Source organism: Labrys sp. HAY1-8F (genome assembly GCF_056754975.1).
In genome coordinates, this window is sequence record NZ_JBPGWZ010000002.1 from 865,119 (window position 1) to 880,761 (window position 15,643).

Sequence of the window (15,643 nt, forward strand, 5' to 3'; positions counted from 1 at the left end):
CGGGTTACCCCGCTCGTCACCAGTGCCATCTGCACCAAGGGCCATGCCCGCCATCGGCCCGGTTCGAAGCGTCTATTCAATCGTTTTCAGTCCGCAAGAAATCAGACCCGAGCTGTCATGGCGGCCCGTATTGCGCCGCCATGACAGCCAGGATGGCTCAAGCGGCTTCGCTGAGCGTCACCGTCGTTTCGGTGTTGATCGGGGGATGAGGCACCAGGCTGGCTTTGCTCTCATCGGCCCACCGCGCCAATCTTACGATGCGGACCTTGTCGAGGTCGGTATCCGCAGCCTCCACCGGCTCCACGGTACTGAGCCCGGCATTGGAAACGAAGAAAGTGTGGTCCCCGAAGATTGAGATGAGTTCCTGAACGATCGGATTGGATTCGGGAATGACCCGGCTATCCATCTGGGTCAGAGCGCGTTCGATTCGCACCGATGTCAGCTTCATGGCGTCGTCCTTTCGGGTTGAGTGGCTTGTCTGTCGACGGAGTGACGTCACGGCTGTCCTGCTCACCATCGGCATTAATCGCCTCCCGCCCCTCAGGCGGTTCGAGATATGGAAGACACTCCGGCTGCCTCATTGTCAGCCCGGCATCCATGTCCCGGCGTCAGGAACTTCGCCGACGCCCATCCTTGTCGCGAAATCTGGCCATAGTCTGCCTCAAGCATGACCATTGCGTGAAAGAGCCGCCTCAGGCGGCCGCTTCCAGGGCCTCAAGTAATTCCTCTTCGCTGATCTGTCCCTCGGTGCGCGGCGCGACGACCACTTGCTTGCCCAGCAGATGCTTTACCTTGTGCGCCACCGGCAAACAGCGCCGATCATCGCGGTGGTAGACGTGGTAGCCGTCACCCGGGTTCACGCCGACATCCAGCGCGCAGCCCTTGCTGACGAAATGCCAGACACCGTTGCCGTCCACTATTCTGACCTTGTTCATCGAAATCTCCATATCTTCAAAAAACGGGCGGCCACCCGCAGGTAACAGATGGCCCCCGGCCGCAAGCGCCCGGAGCAAACTGCCGTTCTTTACAGAGTGATCACCGGAGCTGGCGGCGCCAAAACAGGCCCATCGTCCGGACCAGCCGGATTCCGCCCTTGGGATGGCACCCTCTATGCATGGTGAATGGGGCCATTGTCCGGCGCTACCACGTCGACGGCTTGGCCATTCGTGCCAACTGCATGCCTCGGGCGCAGTCCAGCCATGCGAGATGCGCTCGCAAGCAAAATTCCATCTGGTCCGGCCGCGCTGTTAACGTTGTCGCAGAAGTTCTGCATGAATCTGCTATCGCGTGTGCGATTTGGCACATCCTGCGCCGGTGATTCATATCAGGTCGTGCGCAGGCACACAGCGGGTTGCCAGCCCGCCACGGTGATGCGATTCTGATTTCGGTCCACTGGAGCAGGCATATGAACCCTCATTCTTCCCGTCAGCGTCTTGCTTGGGGCTTGTCCGGAGCCGTTGCGCTCTCGCTGCTGCTGGCCGCCTGCGGTCCGCGCTCCGGCGAAGCCGGCCGGCCGGACGTTTCCAACCAGCAGCCGGTCGTCACGGCGGACGGCACCCAGCAGTTTCCCGTGCCGCAGGCCGGCCGGGCAACCCTTGCCCACAAGCTGACCCAACTCGTCTCGGGCCGCATCGCGGATGCCCGCATCTCCAACGGCTGGCGCACGCCTGCCGCGGCGAAAGCCCATCCAGACGAGTATGCTGCCTGCGTCAGCGCCGATTCCGGCAGCGGCCAGCAGGTCTTCCTGATCGTCACCAATGGCGCGCGAACCGGCGACGTCATCTCCGGCTCCAAGGCGGCCGAGCGTTGCGCCGACGGCAATCGCGTCACGCAATGGGCTACCTTGCCGGAGGCCATGGGCCAGAGCTGATCGGAGCTCCTGCGTTCATTCGACTTGATAAAAAATGGCGGCCCGTGGCCGCCATTTGCATTTGTAGCGCTTTGCGCTTCTTGTCTGCCCTCTGCCGCCACGTCCCTCAGAAGGCGCGATAGGTCAGGACCGTGCGCGTATTCGCGATGCCGGGGATGGACTGCACCTTCTCGCCGACGAAATGACCGATATCGACATCGTCATTCACGTAGAATTTGGCGAGCACGTCGAAGTCGCCGGCAATCGAATAGATCTCCGAGGCGATTTCAGCTTCGGCCAAGGCGCTGGCGACCTCATAGGTGCGGCCGAGCTGGCATTTGATCTCCACGAAAAAGGTCCGCATTGCCGATACTCCGAGACTGGAAACGATGATCTGCCCACAGGAAGGCCAACAAATTTGCGGTGTCAATGCGGATCGCGACGCCTGCATGCGATCAATGGTTTACATTCGGCTCGGATACCCCTATCGCCTGCCGTGAACAGAAGCGCTGGAGCGCTGCGCTGGGGCTTGCCGGCCGGAGCCATAGGCCGTCCGCCTGATCCCTGCCGAAGCGCTGCATTGACAGGAGACTGATCCGGCATGTCCGTCCACTCGGAACCCGCCATCACAACCGAACTCATCGCCCAGCACGGATTGAAGCCGGATGAGTATCAGCGGATCCTGGATCTGATCGGACGCGAGCCGACCTTCACCGAGCTTGGCATCTTCTCGGCGATGTGGAACGAGCACTGCTCCTACAAGTCCTCGCGCCTCCATCTCAAGAAGCTGCCCGTCACCGGCAAATGCGTGATCCAGGGCCCGGGCGAAAATGCCGGCGTGATCGACATCGGCGATGGGCTCGCCGCCGTCTTCAAGATGGAGAGCCACAACCACCCCTCCTATATCGAGCCCTATCAGGGCGCGACGACGGGCGTCGGCGGTATCCTGCGCGACGTCTTCACCATGGGCGCGCGCCCGATCGCCTGCATGAACGCTCTGTCCTTCGGTGCGCCCGATCATCCCAAGACCCAGCACCTCGTTTCCGGCGTGGTCGCGGGGGTCGGCGGCTACGGCAATTCCTTCGGCGTGCCGACGGTCGGCGGCCAGGTTCGCTTCCACACCCGCTATGACGGCAACATCCTGGTCAACGCCTTCGCGCTCGGCCTCGCCGAGCAGGACAAGATCTTCTACGCCAAGGCCACCGGCGTCGGGAACCCGATCGTCTATCTGGGCTCCAAGACCGGCCGCGACGGCATCCACGGCGCCACCATGGCCTCGGCGGAGTTCGACGACAAATCCGAGGAAAAGCGTCCCACCGTGCAGGTCGGCGATCCCTTTGCCGAGAAGCTGCTGCTCGAAGCCTGCCTGGAACTGATGGCGACCGATGCCATCATCGCAATCCAGGACATGGGCGCGGCCGGCCTCACCTGCTCGGCCGTGGAAATGGGCGCCAAGGGCGATCTCGGCATCGAGCTCCACCTCGAAAAGGTGCCGGTGCGCGAAGCCGGCATGACCGCCTATGAAATGATGCTGTCCGAGAGCCAGGAGCGCATGCTCATGGTGCTCAAGCCCGGCAAGGAAGCTCAGGCCGAGGCAATCTTCCGCAAATGGGGCCTCGATTTCGCCGTGGTCGGCAAGACGACGGACGATCTGCGCTTTCGCATCTTCCACAATGGCGATCTGAAGGCGGATTTGCCGATCAAGGAACTGGGCGACGAAGCGCCCCTCTATGACCGCCCCCACGTCCCCTCGCCCAAGCAACCGGTACTCGAGGCCGGATCGCTCAAGACGAACCTGTCGATCGGCGAAGCACTGCTCAGCCTGATCGGCTCTCCGGAACTGGCATCCAAGCGCTGGGTCTACGAGCAATATGACACGCTGATCCTCGGCAACTCGATCCAGACGCCAGGCGGCGATGCTGCCGTGGTGCGCGTGCTCGACGGCCCCAAGGGACTGGCGATGACTTCCGACGTGACACCGCGCTATTGCGAAGCCGATCCGGTTGAGGGCGGCAAGCAGGCCGTCGCCGAAGCCTGGCGCAACATCTCGGCCGTGGGCGGCCTGCCGCTCGCCGTGACCGACAATCTCAATTTCGGCAATCCCGAGCGCCCCGACATCATGGGCCAGTTCGTCGGCTGCCTCGACGGCATCGGACAGGCCTGCCGTGCCCTCGATTTCCCTATCGTTTCCGGCAATGTCTCGCTCTACAACGAGACCAACGGCCGCGGCATCCTGCCGACCCCGACGATCGGCGGTGTCGGCCTCGTCGACGACGTTGCCGTGACGGCCTCGATCGCCTTCAAGGCCGAAGGCGAGACCGTCATGCTGGTCGGTGTTTCAGGCACCTGGCTCGGACAGTCGATCTGGCTCGCCGAGGTTCTCAAGCGTGAGGAAGGCGCCCCGCCGCCGGTCGACCTTGTCGTCGAAAAGCGTCATGGTGACTTCATCCGGGGCCAGATCCGCGCCGGCAACCTCAAGACCTGCCATGATATTTCGGATGGCGGCCTTGCCGTCGCCGTCGCCGAGATGGCGCTGGGACGTGGCATCGGTGCGGACCTGTCGCAGGCCCCGCAGGGCAGCGAGCCGCATGCCTTCTGGTATGGCGAAGACCAGGCCCGTTATGTCGTCGCGCTTGCGAGCGAAAAGGCCGAGGCCTTCGCCAAGGCGGCAGCCGATGCCGGGGTGCCCGTCACCACGCTGGGCACAACCGGCGGCAATGCCTTGATCCTGCCCGAAGGCCGGCCCATCCTGGTTTCGGCGCTGAGCGAGCGTCACGAATCGTTCCTGCCGACGCTGATGGGCTCTACGCGCCAAGCTGCCTGACAAGTCGCCTGAAGAGGATCTATTTCCAATGCCGATGCCGGCCGCCGACATTGAAGCGATGATCAAGGAAAGTTTCCCCGATGCGAAGATCGAAATTCGCGATCTCGCCGGGGATGGCGATCACTACGCCGCGACGGTGATTTCCGAAGCATTCCGGGGCAAGTCCCGCGTCCAGCAGCACCAGATGGTCTATGCGGCGCTCAAGGGCAAGATGGGCGGCGTGCTGCACGCGCTTGCGCTCTCCACGAGCGCCCCCTGATCGATAAATTATGTTAGGTTGAGCCCTGACATTGCGCGCGAGTGTGCTTACATACTCGGCATTATCCGCGTCAGATCCAGCATTACCAAGATCGAGATTGAGCCATGAGCGATATCGCCACCTTCATCGAAAACGAGATCAAGTCCAACGACGTCGTGCTCTTCATGAAGGGCAACAAGGCGTTCCCGATGTGCGGGTTCTCCGGACAGGTCGTGCAGATCCTCGATTATCTCGGGGTCGACTACAAGGACCATGACGTGTTGCAGAATCCAGACCTGCGCAGCGGCATCAAGGACTTCTCGAATTGGCCGACGGTACCGCAGATCTACGTCAAGGGCGAATTCCTGGGCGGCTGCGACATCGCTCGCGAAATGTTCCAGTCTGGCGAGTTGGTAACCTTCCTGCAGGAAAAGAATATCCCGGTAAAGGCTCCGGCCAAGGCCTGATCGCCACTGCAAACCAGTAAGCTTGTCGCAGAAACCAAGCCAGGCTGACAGCCTGGCTTTTTCGTTGGCAGGACCTGAGCCGGAGAGACCCATGAGCAAAGCCGGAGAGACCCATGAGCAAATTGCTGATCGTCGGGACGGTACGCCTGCCGGCCGCCAATCTGTCCGCAGCGCGCCCGGCCATGAAGCGCATGGTGGAGAGCAGCCGCGCCGAAGAAGGCTGCGAAGAATATTCCTACGCAGAGGACGTCTTCGATGCCGGTCTCATCCATGTGAAGGAGATCTGGCGCGACCACGCTGCCCTGGACCGCCATTTCGCCTCACGGCACATCGCCGAATGGCGGGCGAGTTGGCCCGGCCTCGGCATCGGCGAGCGAAATCTGCGCTGCTATGAGATCGGGGCGCCGCGCGCGACGTGAGGCCGATGGGGGCTGGTCTGGAGACCCACCCCTTTCAAAGTGTTTGACGCCGTTGAGTCGTGTTTCTGCACGTCTCGGCGAGGTTACGCCGCCCCTCACCTTACCTCTGCCCGTAAGAACGGGGCGAGGAGGCGCAAACGTTGCGATTGGTTCTCGGAGCTTTCGTCTCGCCCAGCCATTGGGCGAGACGAAAGGTTTCTTGCATGAAATTCGACGTCAAAGTCCCCTCGCCCCGTTCTTACGGGGAGAGGTAAGGTGAGGGGGCAGCACCATTCTGCGTATTGACGCGCTGCCCTATCCCAACCCTCCCTACTACCGTCCCTTCATCACGTTGACGGTCACCACGCCGAGGATCGCCAGTGCGCCGCCCAGCATGCCGACGGGCGTGGGTACCTCGCCGAGCCAGAGGAAGCCGATCAGCGTGGCCGTCGGCGGTACGCCATAAAGGAAGTTGGACGCCCGCGCCGCCGAAAGGCGCTTGAGGGCAATGGCCCAGGTGACGTAGCCGATCGCGGTGGGAAAGATCACGAGATAGGCGACGGCCCAGTTCACCTCGGCCGGGGCAACCGCCATGGCCCGGATCGTGGCCGGCACCGCCGGCAGCAACGGCAGGGCGCCGATGAACAGGATCCAGGCGGTGATTGCCAGAGCAGGAAACCGTCCGAGCAAGGGCTTTTGCAACACACTGGCAATGGCAGCGCAGACCGCGGCGCCGAAGATCATCAGCGCATTGGGATCGAGCCTGAAGCCCGTATCCGTCGCTACGGCGATCAGGGCGACACCGGCGAAGGAGGTGGCGGTGCCGACCCAACCCCAGCGCCCGAAGCGTTCGCCGAGCGCGAAGATCGCGATCAGAGCGGTAAGCACCGGCATGGTGTTGATGATGAAGCTGGCCGGGCCAGCCGGCACGGTCTGCTCGCCGGTGTTGAGCAGCACGGCATAGACGGCAATGAACAGCACGGCCGCAATGGCGAGGCGCAGGAAATCCCGCGGCAGCGGCATGGGCGGACGCACAGCCACCAGATAGGCCAGACCGATGGCCCCGGCCGCGACATAGCGTGCTGCGGCAAGTTCCATCGGCGTCAAGGCCGTCAGGCAGACGCGGATCAGCGCGAAGGACGAGGCCCAGGAGAGAATGGTCACCAGAATGGCACCGAAGGCGACCGCGTCGAATCCGCTCTTCTTGTTGGCTATCTCAGCCTCACAGGCCACGCTGCTCATTTTCGTCTCCCAACTCTCAATTGTATTCCTGACCTAGCCTCCTTCGACGTGCTTGAAAAGCACCTCAATCAATGATCTTGTGTGCCTATGGTTCACAGCTCACCCAACCTTCCGCCCCTCGACACGCTCGAAACCTTCGCGCGGGCAGCGCGCCTCGGCTCCTTCTCGGCTGCAGCCGAGGAGAGTGGCGTCACCCATGGCGCCGTCTCCCGCCAGGTGTCGCGCCTGGAGCGCTGGATGGGCTTACGCCTGTTCGAGCGCAAAGCCCGCGGCGTCAACCTGACGCCGGAGGGCATGCGATTCTTTGCTCGGACGGAAGAAGCCCTGGCCCTGCTCGGCAATAGCGGCGAGCGCTGGTCGCCGCGCCGCGCCAAGGCCGTTGTACGCCTGTCGGTGACGCCCTCGGTCGCTTCGCTCTGGCTCTTTCCCCGGCTTGCGCGCCTGGAAGGCAGCGACATCCACCTCGAACTGGTCCTCGAACACCGGCTGGCGGATCTGGGCGAAGGCAGCGATCTGGCTGTTCGTTGCGGCAAGGGGCCCTGGGCCGGCGTGCGCGGCGTGCAGCTCTGGCAGGAGAAGGCCTTTCCGATCGCCTCCCCTGATCTTGCCAAACGCCTGCGGCACGGCAATGACGCGCACGCCTTGCTCGAACTGCCGATCCTGCACGATTCCAACATCGAAGGATGGCGACGCTGGCTGTCGCCCGAGGGCGTGGATTATGTGCCTCGCGGCCAGGATCGCCGCTTCGAAGACTACAACCTGGTCATCGATGCCTGTTGCCAGGGGCTCGGCATCGCCCTGGCGCGGCTTCCCCTCTCCGCGGCCGCCCTGGAGGACGGGCGTCTGGTGCAGGTTTCAGACCGAACGATCGATTACCACGTGGCCTTTCATCTCATCCGGTCGGACGAGGCGCTGCGTGGCCCCGCGGCGGAACTGGCCCGGCGCTTTTTGCGTGAAGCCGGCCATGACGAGGCCGATATCGCCGCCTTTACCACTCCGGGCCGGAAGGGCTGAGCAAGCCCTCCCGATCAATTTTCCTGTTCGCCGAAATGTCGCCGCCAGATCGGCGCAATGGCAGGCCGCTGCGCCACGGTCTCGGCGATCCGGGTCAGCTTCGGGCATTCCCTGGCGCGCCATTCATTGCCGATCGCCCAATTGCTGATGGCGGCGATGGCGAGGTCGATGGCCGAAAACCCCGACAACAGGAAGCTGCCTTCGGCACTGGCGGCCTGCTCCACAAATTGCCAGCGCTCCCGAATGCGCTGGCGGACGCGCGAACGCATCGCGGTCTCGTGCGTTTCGGGCGGAGCGAAACGCAGGGGATAATCGTAGAGTTCGATGAGAGGATAGATCTCGGCCGCCACATGAATCAGCCAACGCAAGGCATGGCGCCGGTCCGGGGCATCCTGCGCCGGCATCAACCGCGCTTCGGGATGCTCTTCACTCAAAGCCAGCAGAATGGCTGCCGACTGCACGATCGTGGTTCCATCGTTGAAGCGTAACGCCGGAATCTTCCCCAAGGGATTGATCGCCAGATATTGAGCGGTGTGCTGCTCGTCCTTGGTCAGATCGATGTCGATCAGGTGAACATCCTGCCCTGCCTCGGCCAAGGCGGCCTCGACCATGAAAGAGCCGGAATCCGGTTCGCCCCAAAGCGTGTAACCCATACAGACCTCTTAGCATCGACCGGCTGCAGAGCCGGTCACCTCCCGACATTATACGGCGATGGGGGAAGACCACCCCAATCTCTTACTTGTTGGTTCTGTGCAAACCCCTGCCGCTGTTCTTGCTTGTTTCGCCGGCTCGTCGGATCCGACCATAAGCGACTGAGCGGGCGTGTCGCATGATCTTTTTGCAATACGGCCATCCCGATTTGCGGGCCTTCCAGAGTGCACTGCCTGATCGACCAATAAAAAGGGCCGCCAAAATGGCGACCCTTATAGAAGATCTCAGTTCGTTTCGCTTAGCGCGAATAGAATTCGACGACCAGATTCGGTTCCATCTGGACCGGATAGGGCACATCCTGCAGCGTGGGAACGCGGACATACTTCGCGGTCAGCTTGCCGTGATCGGCCTCGATGTAATCGGGAACGTCACGCTCGCCGGAAGCAACGGCCTCGAGCACCAGCACGAGCTGCTTGGAGGCTTCCTTGACCTCGACGACATCACCCGGCTTGACCTTGTAGGAGGGGATGTTGACGCGGCGGCCATTGACCTTGACGTGGCCATGGCTGACGAACTGACGGGAAGCGAACACCGTCGGCACGAACTTGGCGCGATACACCACCGCATCCAGGCGCTGCTCGAGCAGGCCGATCAGGTTGGCGGAGCTGTCGCCCTTCAAACGGCGGGCTTCTTCATAGATCTTGCGGAACTGCTTTTCCGAGATCGAGCCGTAATAGCCCTTCAGCTTCTGCTTGGCGCGGAGCTGGGTGCCGAAATCGGACATCTTGCCCTTACGGCGCTGACCGTGCTGGCCAGGACCATATTCGCGGCGGTTGACGGGGCTCTTCGGGCGACCCCAGATATTTTCGCCAAGGCGGCGATCGATCTTGTACTTAGCGTTATGGCGCTTCGACATTCGCGTCCTCTATGGTTTGCGAAGTTTATGAGGAACGCGCCCTCCTCTCCCGGAAACCGGGCGACAGACAACCGGAGACCGGCCATCACGGGAGCGTAAAACATCACGCGGGACCAAAAGGCCCCGCGTGTGGCGTTCGCTTAGTCGAAAGATTGCTGCATGTCAATTCCAAGACAGGATCCAACAGCCTGTACCCTGGGCAACTCGACAGTAGCATGGCGGATGTCTAGGTTGGGCGCGCTCGGCCCATGTGAGTCTTCATTGATGAAAATCCTTTCCCTCTCCGTCGCCTTTCTGGCGGCCTCCGTAAGCTTTGCCAGTGCAGCGCCGCTTGAAACCTACACCGCCCGCCTCTCCAGCGCGGATCACTTCAACACGAATGGCGAAAGGCTCACCTCCGTCGCCGCGATCATCCGGCAGGATCGTGCCAACTTCTATCTGGGCTACCATCGCGATCGGGAAGACGAATCCGACCGTTTCTTCTCCAGCAAGGAGAACCGCGCCCGCCTGGAGAACATGCTCAATCGCGGCCGCATCAGTGCCTCCGCGGCGGATGCAGTCGTGAACGGGTCACCGCTGATCAATGTCGAGATCTACGAAGATTTCATCGTCGTGACGGTCGACTAGATCGAGCGCGGGCGGATGAGGCGTCTCCCCATCCTTGCGGCCCTCATCGCCTGCATCGTCGGTCCGTCTGCCCCGGTACAGGCCGAGCCCGGCCGGCACTGGCAGGCCGTTCCCAACGAAAGCGGCTGGACCGCTGACACGGCCAAGGCCGTCACGGCCTATGCCGGCACCTACCGCCCGACAGCGCTTGCCGTAATCCGGGACGACCGTATCGTGGCCAGCGCCGGCGATCCCAGCCGGCGCGTCAACGTTGCCTCGGTCCGCAAGAGCCTGCTGAGTGCGCTCTACGGCATTGCCATCGGCGAGAACAGGATCGCTCTCGGCGACAGCCTGGAGAAGCTCGGCATCGACGATATCCCGCCCGCTTTGACCGCCGACGAAAAGCAAGCCGATGTCCGCGACCTCTTGATGGCCCGCTCCGGCGTCTATCATCCCGCCGCCTATGAAACCGCCGATATCCGCAACAAGCGTCCGGCGCGCGGGAGCCATCCCCACGGCACGTTCTGGTTCTACAACAATTGGGATTTCAACGTCCTCGGCACGATCTATCGCCAGGCGAGCGGAGAGGACATCTTCACAAGCTTCGAAAAGCGCATCGCCCATCCGATCGGCATGGAGGATTTCTCGGCAAGGGACGGGCGATACGTCTTGTCTCCCCTCTCGCGCCATCCGGCCTATCCCTTCCGCATGAGCGCGAGGGATCTTGCCCGCTTCGGGCTGCTCTTCCTCAATCAGGGGCGCTGGAACGGCCGCCAGATCGTCCCCGCCACCTGGGTTCGCCAGTCCACCGCCGCCTACTCCCCCATCCCCAAACGCAAAAGCGCCTATGGCTATCTATGGTGGTCTCTGCCGGCTGAGACTTGGGGTGAAGGCGCAGCCATGGCTGCAGGCTATGGCGGGCAATTCCTCGCCTATATTCCGACAAAACGCCTCGTCATGGTGCAGACCGTCGATCCGGCACAGAACCCGGCCGGCATCCATATGAGGGATTTCATGGCGCTGATGCAGCAGATCGCCACGGCCGCTCCCTGAGCGATGGCCCTCATCAGCCTTCCGCAGAATCGCAACATGTCCTTCGGCCTGCCGGCGGCGCTGCTTCTGCACGCCATTGCCTTGGCCGTGCTGTTCCTTGCTCCCCGCCCAACACCGCTGATACCGCCCCCCGAAAACAGCATCGAGGTAGAGTTCGTCGAGGAAATCCCGAAACCGGCCCCGCCGGCGCCAGCGGCCCTCCCGCTGCCAGCCAAACCGCAGGCGCCGGCTCCCTCCCTCGATGTCACTCCGCCGGGAGGAACGACAGCTCCCAGGCCAAGCGAGGTGCCGGTGCCGCCTCCGGCGATGATCCAGGCCAGGAGAATTCTTTCCGATCTTGCTTTGGCGGATCCACGCAGCCGGCAAGCCAGGAAGATGCTGCCTCTCCTGGGCCGCAACGAGCGCATGGAGCAATTGTGCAACATCGAGGCCATGGCCCAGTTGCGGGCCTGGAGTCACGATCTCGAGCCCGATCTCACGATCGCCTATGGGCTGGCTGAAACAAGGATTGCAGATTCAAGCGTAACGGCCGACGGCGCAGCATTCCGGAGCCGAAAGCAGTGGTTCGTCCTGAAATATCGCTGCACCCTCACCGCCGACCTCACCAGGGTTTCAGCTTTCGAATTCCAGGCCGGCACAACCATACCCAGGAAAGACTGGAGCCGTTTCAACCTGCCCGTGGGCGACAAGCCACAGGATTGAGGCCGATACGAAACGGCCTGCGATAAGCCTATGTCTCGCCACGCCGCAATTCATCGGCCAATTCATAGGTCTGCGCCGATATCGGCGCCAGTCCGGGTCCATCCAGCATCGCGTTGATGACCGCATGGGCATGATCGAGCGCGCTGCCGGCGACATAATCTCCATCGAGCCAGTCGGGCAATTCATTGAGCACATTGGTGAGGCAGGCCAGAAGCAGGGCCTCACTGTCCGTCAGATTACTTCTGATGCGCTTGAATTCGGCGGCCACGATCGTCGGATGTTCATCGTGAGGCAGAGGCTGGAAGGGCATGGCGCTCTTTCCGAGATCATCGACGTCCAGCCCACCCATGGGCATCCTGCCGCGACGGGTCTTAGCTGGAGATTAGACAGGAAGTGGCTCCGGAGCGGCGCGGCCTCAGGCCAGTATGTTGACCGCCCGGGCGGCGACCAGGGCAACCGTCAAAAGAGAGATCATCGCCTCGGCGAGCATCAAAAGCTTGGCCCTCGGGGTCAGCGGCATCGTATCCGTCGGCGAAAATGCCGTGGCATTGGTGAAAGCCACAAACAGATAGTCGACGAAGCCGGGCAGCCAGTCACGCAGATGCGGATCGTTCAGGGTCATCTGCGGAAACAGGAAGTCGGAGCGGGCTCGCTCGACCAGGCCGCAGGTCGGCGGGCCGCCGCGATCCGTGCTCCAGAACCACAGGGCGAACACGATGATGTTGGTGACCCAGATGTTGAGCGCATCGATCAGCAGCGTCGTGCCGTTTCCGGCATGGCCTGCGATCAGCGTTTGAACCAGCAGGAACAACGCCCCGCAATTCATGATGCTGATGACCGCCGTCAAAATGAGAGCCGTCCGGCGGATCATGACGCGGAAGCGATTGACCGCCTGCCAATGGTGATCGGCCACTGCGTTGCGGATACCGGCCTGCGTCCACGCCGTCGCGATAGACAGGGGGATCAGCAATATCAGTTCGACAGTCGGGGCCAGCCAGCGAGGCCCGAAGGAAAGCTGATTGATCACCAGCAATTGCAGGCACACGATGATCAGCACGGCGCCGCGCGCCAGCCAGAAATCGAGAGCCCTATGCCGGAAGACAATATGGCGTTCACGCATGGGAACCTCGGAAGGGGGAACGAGCCCGGATGGGGAAAGAACATCAGACATAGGCAAACACGGTGGCCACCATGCCCAACGCGCCAAGGGCCAGGGAGCAGAGCCAGGGCCAGCGCCGGCCGCGGGTGATGATCGACAGGGTCGCCACCGCGATGGAGACATGCAGCAGCGTGACCGCCAGGGTCAGGATATGGTGGCGATGGGCACGCCTGTCGCTGTCGCGCAGTCTTGCGTCGACATGTCCTTCGATTTCGACGGCCTGCGCCTGAATCGCCTTGGCATCGTCGTCATTGTGCTTGGCCTTGGCGAGAAAGTCGTCCTTGGTCGGCCCACCGCCCGCGGCCGCGATTTCATAGGCATTCTTCTTGATGCTCTTGGCTTGGTAGAAGGCCCATTGATCGCTCGCCTTGTTCTGCAGATAGGCCGCCTCGCTCTTGTCGTTGATGGCTTCGGCGGTCTCCAGCGACTCGAAACTGCCGATCGTGGCCGCCAGGACGGCGAGAACGGCAATCGTAACCGACACCGTGATCAGGAAGGGATTGCCGTCATGGGCCGCGCGCTCAGCATGCTCGGCGTGCTCGAGATGTTCCTGCGTTTCGTCTTCCATCGGCATATCCATCGCCATTCAACGGTCGCTCGAGCATTTACTGGCAAGGAGCGTGCCATGCCCTTGATTGGCGAAGGTGGCCGCGGCCTCAGGCCTCCGCGGGCAGACAATTCGGGAAGGAGGCCTGCACGCCGTGGAGGAAACTACAAAACGCGTAAGGCAGGCATCTCCGCTGCGCCGGGCGTATCGCCAGGGACAAGCGCCCTCAGCGCAAGGAAAAGGGCATGCGATCCTTCGAGGATCGCATGCCCTTTCTACGGCGCCGTTCCCGGCACGATGTCCTTGGATCGGCGTCAGGCCCGCTTCAGCAGGCGCAGCACAAGAAGCAAGATGACCGCTCCGACGACCGCGAAGACGATCTCATTGACGATCGCGCTGCCAATATGGATGGGAATGTAGGGCTGCACGAAGCCGCCGATGAACGAGCCGACCACGCCGACGATGAGATCGCCGATGAGGCCGAAGCCGCCACCACTGACGAGCAGGCCGGCGAGCCAGCCGGCCACGATACCCACGATCAGGAAAGTGAGCAGATGCATGGCAAACCTCCAACGATGAGGTTAAGCCTCAACCGGCCTTGCCGCCGCTCTTGATGCATGTTTGGCGGAACTTCTTGCGATCCTTGCCGTGAAGTCCCTTGGCATCGGCCTGGGCGGAGCAGGCCTGTGACGCCGCCGACTGCGGCGCCTTCGTCTTCGCCTTTGCAGGAGCTGTCGTGGCGGCGGGCGGCGTGGCAGGCGCCGGTGTTGCGGTCTGCGCGAAAGCGCCGGTCGTAACAAATCCAGCGACGACGACGGAGGCCAACAGCGTGCTGATCTTCATGATGAGCGTTTCCAGGTTGAGCCCCCAGCCCAACCGCAGGTTGCCACCGTTCCCGCACCAACACAATGACGCTGCGGTACATCCCAAAGTATAGGGTATGACGGCAGCAGACCGCATCAGTCCAGGAAACGCCTTACAGTATCGGCTCCGCCGAAAACCAGCGTCCCCTCTTCGGCTCTATGCTCTAATGCCAACCAGGCGGCAGGGTTTCCACCGCGACCGCAGGAAGGCCACGGGCCGCAAGAACGCTCCGAAGTTCATCGGTCAGGCCGGCGCCACCGGTGAACAGGGCCAGACCGTCCTCCACCACCGTGCGCGGAGGAATTGGGCCCGCGAGATCGGCGGCGCGGCGGGCGATGGCCGGGGCGGGATCGAGCCAGGTGACCGGCCAGGGGGCGACCCGCTTCATCGCATCCAGCACCAGCGGATAATGCGTGCAGGCCAGCACCACCACATCGGTGCGCTTGCCGTCACGATCGACGAAACAGGGGGCGATTTCACGAGCAATCGCCGCATCCTCGACGGGCTGGCCGCGCAATACGGCCTCCGCCAGGCTGGCCAGCCCCACCGCGCCGACAAGTTCCACCTCGATGGCGGCGGCGAAGGAACGGATCAGCTCGCGCGTATAGTCACGCTTGACGGTACCAGGCGTCGCGAGAATCGCCACCCGCCCCGTCTTCGTCAGCGCGGCGGCCGGCTTGATCGCGGGCACGGTGCCGACGAAGGGCACGGAGAAACGCCGGCGGAGAATGGGCAGGACGATTGTCGAGATCGTGTTGCAGGCAATGACGACCAGAGACGGTTGATAACGCGGGATCAGCCGCTCCATTACCTCGACGACGCGTTCGACCACGACGTCCTCGGCCAGGCGTCCATAAGGGAAAACGGCGTCATCGGCGGCATAGACGAAGCGCGCGCCGGAAAGCGTCACTCGCAATTCGGAAAATACGGTGAGGCCACCGAGGCCGGAATCAAAGACAAGGACAGTTGGAGCGCGGTCAGACATGACCGCAGCTCCATAAACCGTGCCAGCCAGAAGGTCGACCCTCTCCAGAAGACTAACCTTCCTGGGACGCTCTTCGGAATGATCGATACCATCCGGAATCAATCGCTGCATGTCGTGTTGCCCGTACG

General features: G+C 62.6%; 21 protein-coding genes. 9 read left to right on the forward strand and 12 right to left on the reverse strand.

Annotated elements, in window-relative coordinates; all coding sequences use genetic code 11:
* Window positions 1–157 precede the first annotated feature (157 nt).
* Together ACR9ZN_RS13030 and ACR9ZN_RS13035 are read right to left on the reverse strand one after the other, a co-directional pair.
* Window positions 158–448: a hypothetical protein gene (locus ACR9ZN_RS13030; RefSeq protein WP_441773466.1), complete on the reverse strand. Its 291-nt coding sequence runs from the start codon at window positions 446–448 to the stop codon at window positions 158–160.
* A 244-nt stretch (window positions 449–692) separates the two neighbouring features.
* Window positions 693–935: a hypothetical protein gene (locus tag ACR9ZN_RS13035; protein WP_434956871.1), complete on the reverse strand. Its 243-nt coding sequence runs from the start codon at window positions 933–935 to the stop codon at window positions 693–695.
* A gap of 470 nt (window positions 936–1,405) precedes the next feature.
* Here ACR9ZN_RS13035 and ACR9ZN_RS13040 point away from each other — a divergent pair, with 470 nt between their 5' ends.
* The gene (locus ACR9ZN_RS13040; protein WP_434956872.1) at window positions 1,406–1,870 is read left to right on the forward strand and encodes a hypothetical protein; all 465 of its coding nucleotides are present in this window, start codon (window positions 1,406–1,408) and stop codon (window positions 1,868–1,870) included.
* 106 nt (window positions 1,871–1,976) lie between these two features.
* Here ACR9ZN_RS13040 and ACR9ZN_RS13045 read toward each other — a convergent pair whose 3' ends face one another.
* A complete protein-coding gene (locus tag ACR9ZN_RS13045; RefSeq protein ID WP_068294951.1) occupies window positions 1,977–2,213 on the reverse strand; it encodes an Lrp/AsnC ligand binding domain-containing protein in 237 nt (78 codons plus the stop codon).
* A gap of 237 nt (window positions 2,214–2,450) precedes the next feature.
* Between ACR9ZN_RS13045 and purL the strand changes: the two genes are divergently transcribed.
* From purL to ACR9ZN_RS13065, 4 genes are all read left to right on the forward strand, one after another.
* On the forward strand, window positions 2,451–4,673 hold the full coding sequence (gene purL / locus ACR9ZN_RS13050; RefSeq protein ID WP_481272408.1) for a phosphoribosylformylglycinamidine synthase subunit PurL: 2,223 nt from the start codon (window positions 2,451–2,453) through the stop codon (window positions 4,671–4,673).
* Between the two features lie 28 nt (window positions 4,674–4,701).
* Window positions 4,702–4,932, forward strand: a complete 231-nt coding sequence (locus ACR9ZN_RS13055) for a BolA/IbaG family iron-sulfur metabolism protein (protein ID WP_105862715.1) — start codon at window positions 4,702–4,704, stop codon at window positions 4,930–4,932.
* Between the two features lie 104 nt (window positions 4,933–5,036).
* Entirely contained in the window at window positions 5,037–5,378 is a 342-nt protein-coding gene (gene grxD / locus ACR9ZN_RS13060) for a Grx4 family monothiol glutaredoxin (protein ID WP_434956874.1), read from the forward strand.
* A gap of 113 nt (window positions 5,379–5,491) precedes the next feature.
* Window positions 5,492–5,797, forward strand: a complete 306-nt coding sequence (locus tag ACR9ZN_RS13065; RefSeq protein WP_434956875.1) for a putative quinol monooxygenase — start codon at window positions 5,492–5,494, stop codon at window positions 5,795–5,797.
* A gap of 312 nt (window positions 5,798–6,109) precedes the next feature.
* On the opposite strand, the gene ACR9ZN_RS13070 is transcribed toward ACR9ZN_RS13065, so the two are convergent.
* On the reverse strand, window positions 6,110–7,018 hold the full coding sequence (locus ACR9ZN_RS13070) for a DMT family transporter (RefSeq protein WP_454814265.1): 909 nt from the start codon (window positions 7,016–7,018) through the stop codon (window positions 6,110–6,112).
* An 87-nt stretch (window positions 7,019–7,105) separates the two neighbouring features.
* On the opposite strand from ACR9ZN_RS13070, the gene ACR9ZN_RS13075 reads away from it, so the two are divergent.
* Window positions 7,106–8,032, forward strand: coding sequence for a LysR family transcriptional regulator (locus tag ACR9ZN_RS13075; protein WP_454814267.1), 927 nt, complete (start codon window positions 7,106–7,108; stop codon window positions 8,030–8,032).
* A 14-nt stretch (window positions 8,033–8,046) separates the two neighbouring features.
* Here ACR9ZN_RS13075 and ACR9ZN_RS13080 read toward each other — a convergent pair whose 3' ends face one another.
* Together ACR9ZN_RS13080 and rpsD are read right to left on the reverse strand one after the other, a co-directional pair.
* On the reverse strand, window positions 8,047–8,685 hold the full coding sequence (locus tag ACR9ZN_RS13080) for a glutathione S-transferase family protein (RefSeq protein ID WP_454814269.1): 639 nt from the start codon (window positions 8,683–8,685) through the stop codon (window positions 8,047–8,049).
* 296 nt (window positions 8,686–8,981) lie between these two features.
* Window positions 8,982–9,599, reverse strand: a complete 618-nt coding sequence (gene rpsD / locus ACR9ZN_RS13085) for a 30S ribosomal protein S4 (protein WP_149254801.1) — start codon at window positions 9,597–9,599, stop codon at window positions 8,982–8,984.
* Window positions 9,600–9,863: 264 nt separating this feature from the next.
* On the opposite strand from rpsD, the gene ACR9ZN_RS13090 reads away from it, so the two are divergent.
* Genes ACR9ZN_RS13090 through ACR9ZN_RS13100 form a run of 3 tightly spaced genes read left to right on the forward strand, consistent with a single transcriptional unit; the run spans window position 9,864 to window position 11,960 of the window.
* Window positions 9,864–10,226 carry a hypothetical protein gene (locus ACR9ZN_RS13090; RefSeq protein ID WP_434956879.1) on the forward strand — a complete coding sequence of 121 codons (363 nt, stop codon included), beginning with the start codon at window positions 9,864–9,866 and terminating at the stop codon, window positions 10,224–10,226.
* A 15-nt stretch (window positions 10,227–10,241) separates the two neighbouring features.
* Window positions 10,242–11,258, forward strand: a complete 1,017-nt coding sequence (locus ACR9ZN_RS13095) for a serine hydrolase domain-containing protein (protein WP_454814271.1) — start codon at window positions 10,242–10,244, stop codon at window positions 11,256–11,258.
* Window positions 11,259–11,294: 36 nt separating this feature from the next.
* Window positions 11,295–11,960 (forward strand): DUF930 domain-containing protein, encoded by a 666-nt coding sequence (locus ACR9ZN_RS13100; RefSeq protein WP_454814273.1) that lies wholly within the window; start codon window positions 11,295–11,297, stop codon window positions 11,958–11,960.
* 28 nt (window positions 11,961–11,988) lie between these two features.
* On the opposite strand, the gene ACR9ZN_RS13105 is transcribed toward ACR9ZN_RS13100, so the two are convergent.
* From ACR9ZN_RS13105 to murI, 6 genes are all read right to left on the reverse strand, one after another.
* Complete coding sequence (locus tag ACR9ZN_RS13105; RefSeq protein ID WP_481272409.1) at window positions 11,989–12,309, reverse strand: hypothetical protein; 321 nt, start codon at window positions 12,307–12,309, stop codon at window positions 11,989–11,991.
* Between the two features lie 66 nt (window positions 12,310–12,375).
* The gene (locus ACR9ZN_RS13110; RefSeq protein WP_434956883.1) at window positions 12,376–13,080 is read right to left on the reverse strand and encodes a hypothetical protein; all 705 of its coding nucleotides are present in this window, start codon (window positions 13,078–13,080) and stop codon (window positions 12,376–12,378) included.
* Window positions 13,081–13,123: 43 nt separating this feature from the next.
* Window positions 13,124–13,687, reverse strand: coding sequence for a DUF4337 family protein (locus tag ACR9ZN_RS13115; RefSeq protein WP_441773458.1), 564 nt, complete (start codon window positions 13,685–13,687; stop codon window positions 13,124–13,126).
* A 293-nt stretch (window positions 13,688–13,980) separates the two neighbouring features.
* On the reverse strand, window positions 13,981–14,226 hold the full coding sequence (locus tag ACR9ZN_RS13120) for a GlsB/YeaQ/YmgE family stress response membrane protein (protein ID WP_434956885.1): 246 nt from the start codon (window positions 14,224–14,226) through the stop codon (window positions 13,981–13,983).
* A gap of 28 nt (window positions 14,227–14,254) precedes the next feature.
* A complete protein-coding gene (locus ACR9ZN_RS13125) occupies window positions 14,255–14,509 on the reverse strand; it encodes a PsiF family protein (RefSeq protein ID WP_434956886.1) in 255 nt (84 codons plus the stop codon).
* Window positions 14,510–14,693: 184 nt separating this feature from the next.
* Entirely contained in the window at window positions 14,694–15,515 is an 822-nt protein-coding gene (murI, locus tag ACR9ZN_RS13130; RefSeq protein ID WP_441773457.1) for a glutamate racemase, read from the reverse strand.
* Window positions 15,516–15,643 lie beyond the last annotated feature (128 nt).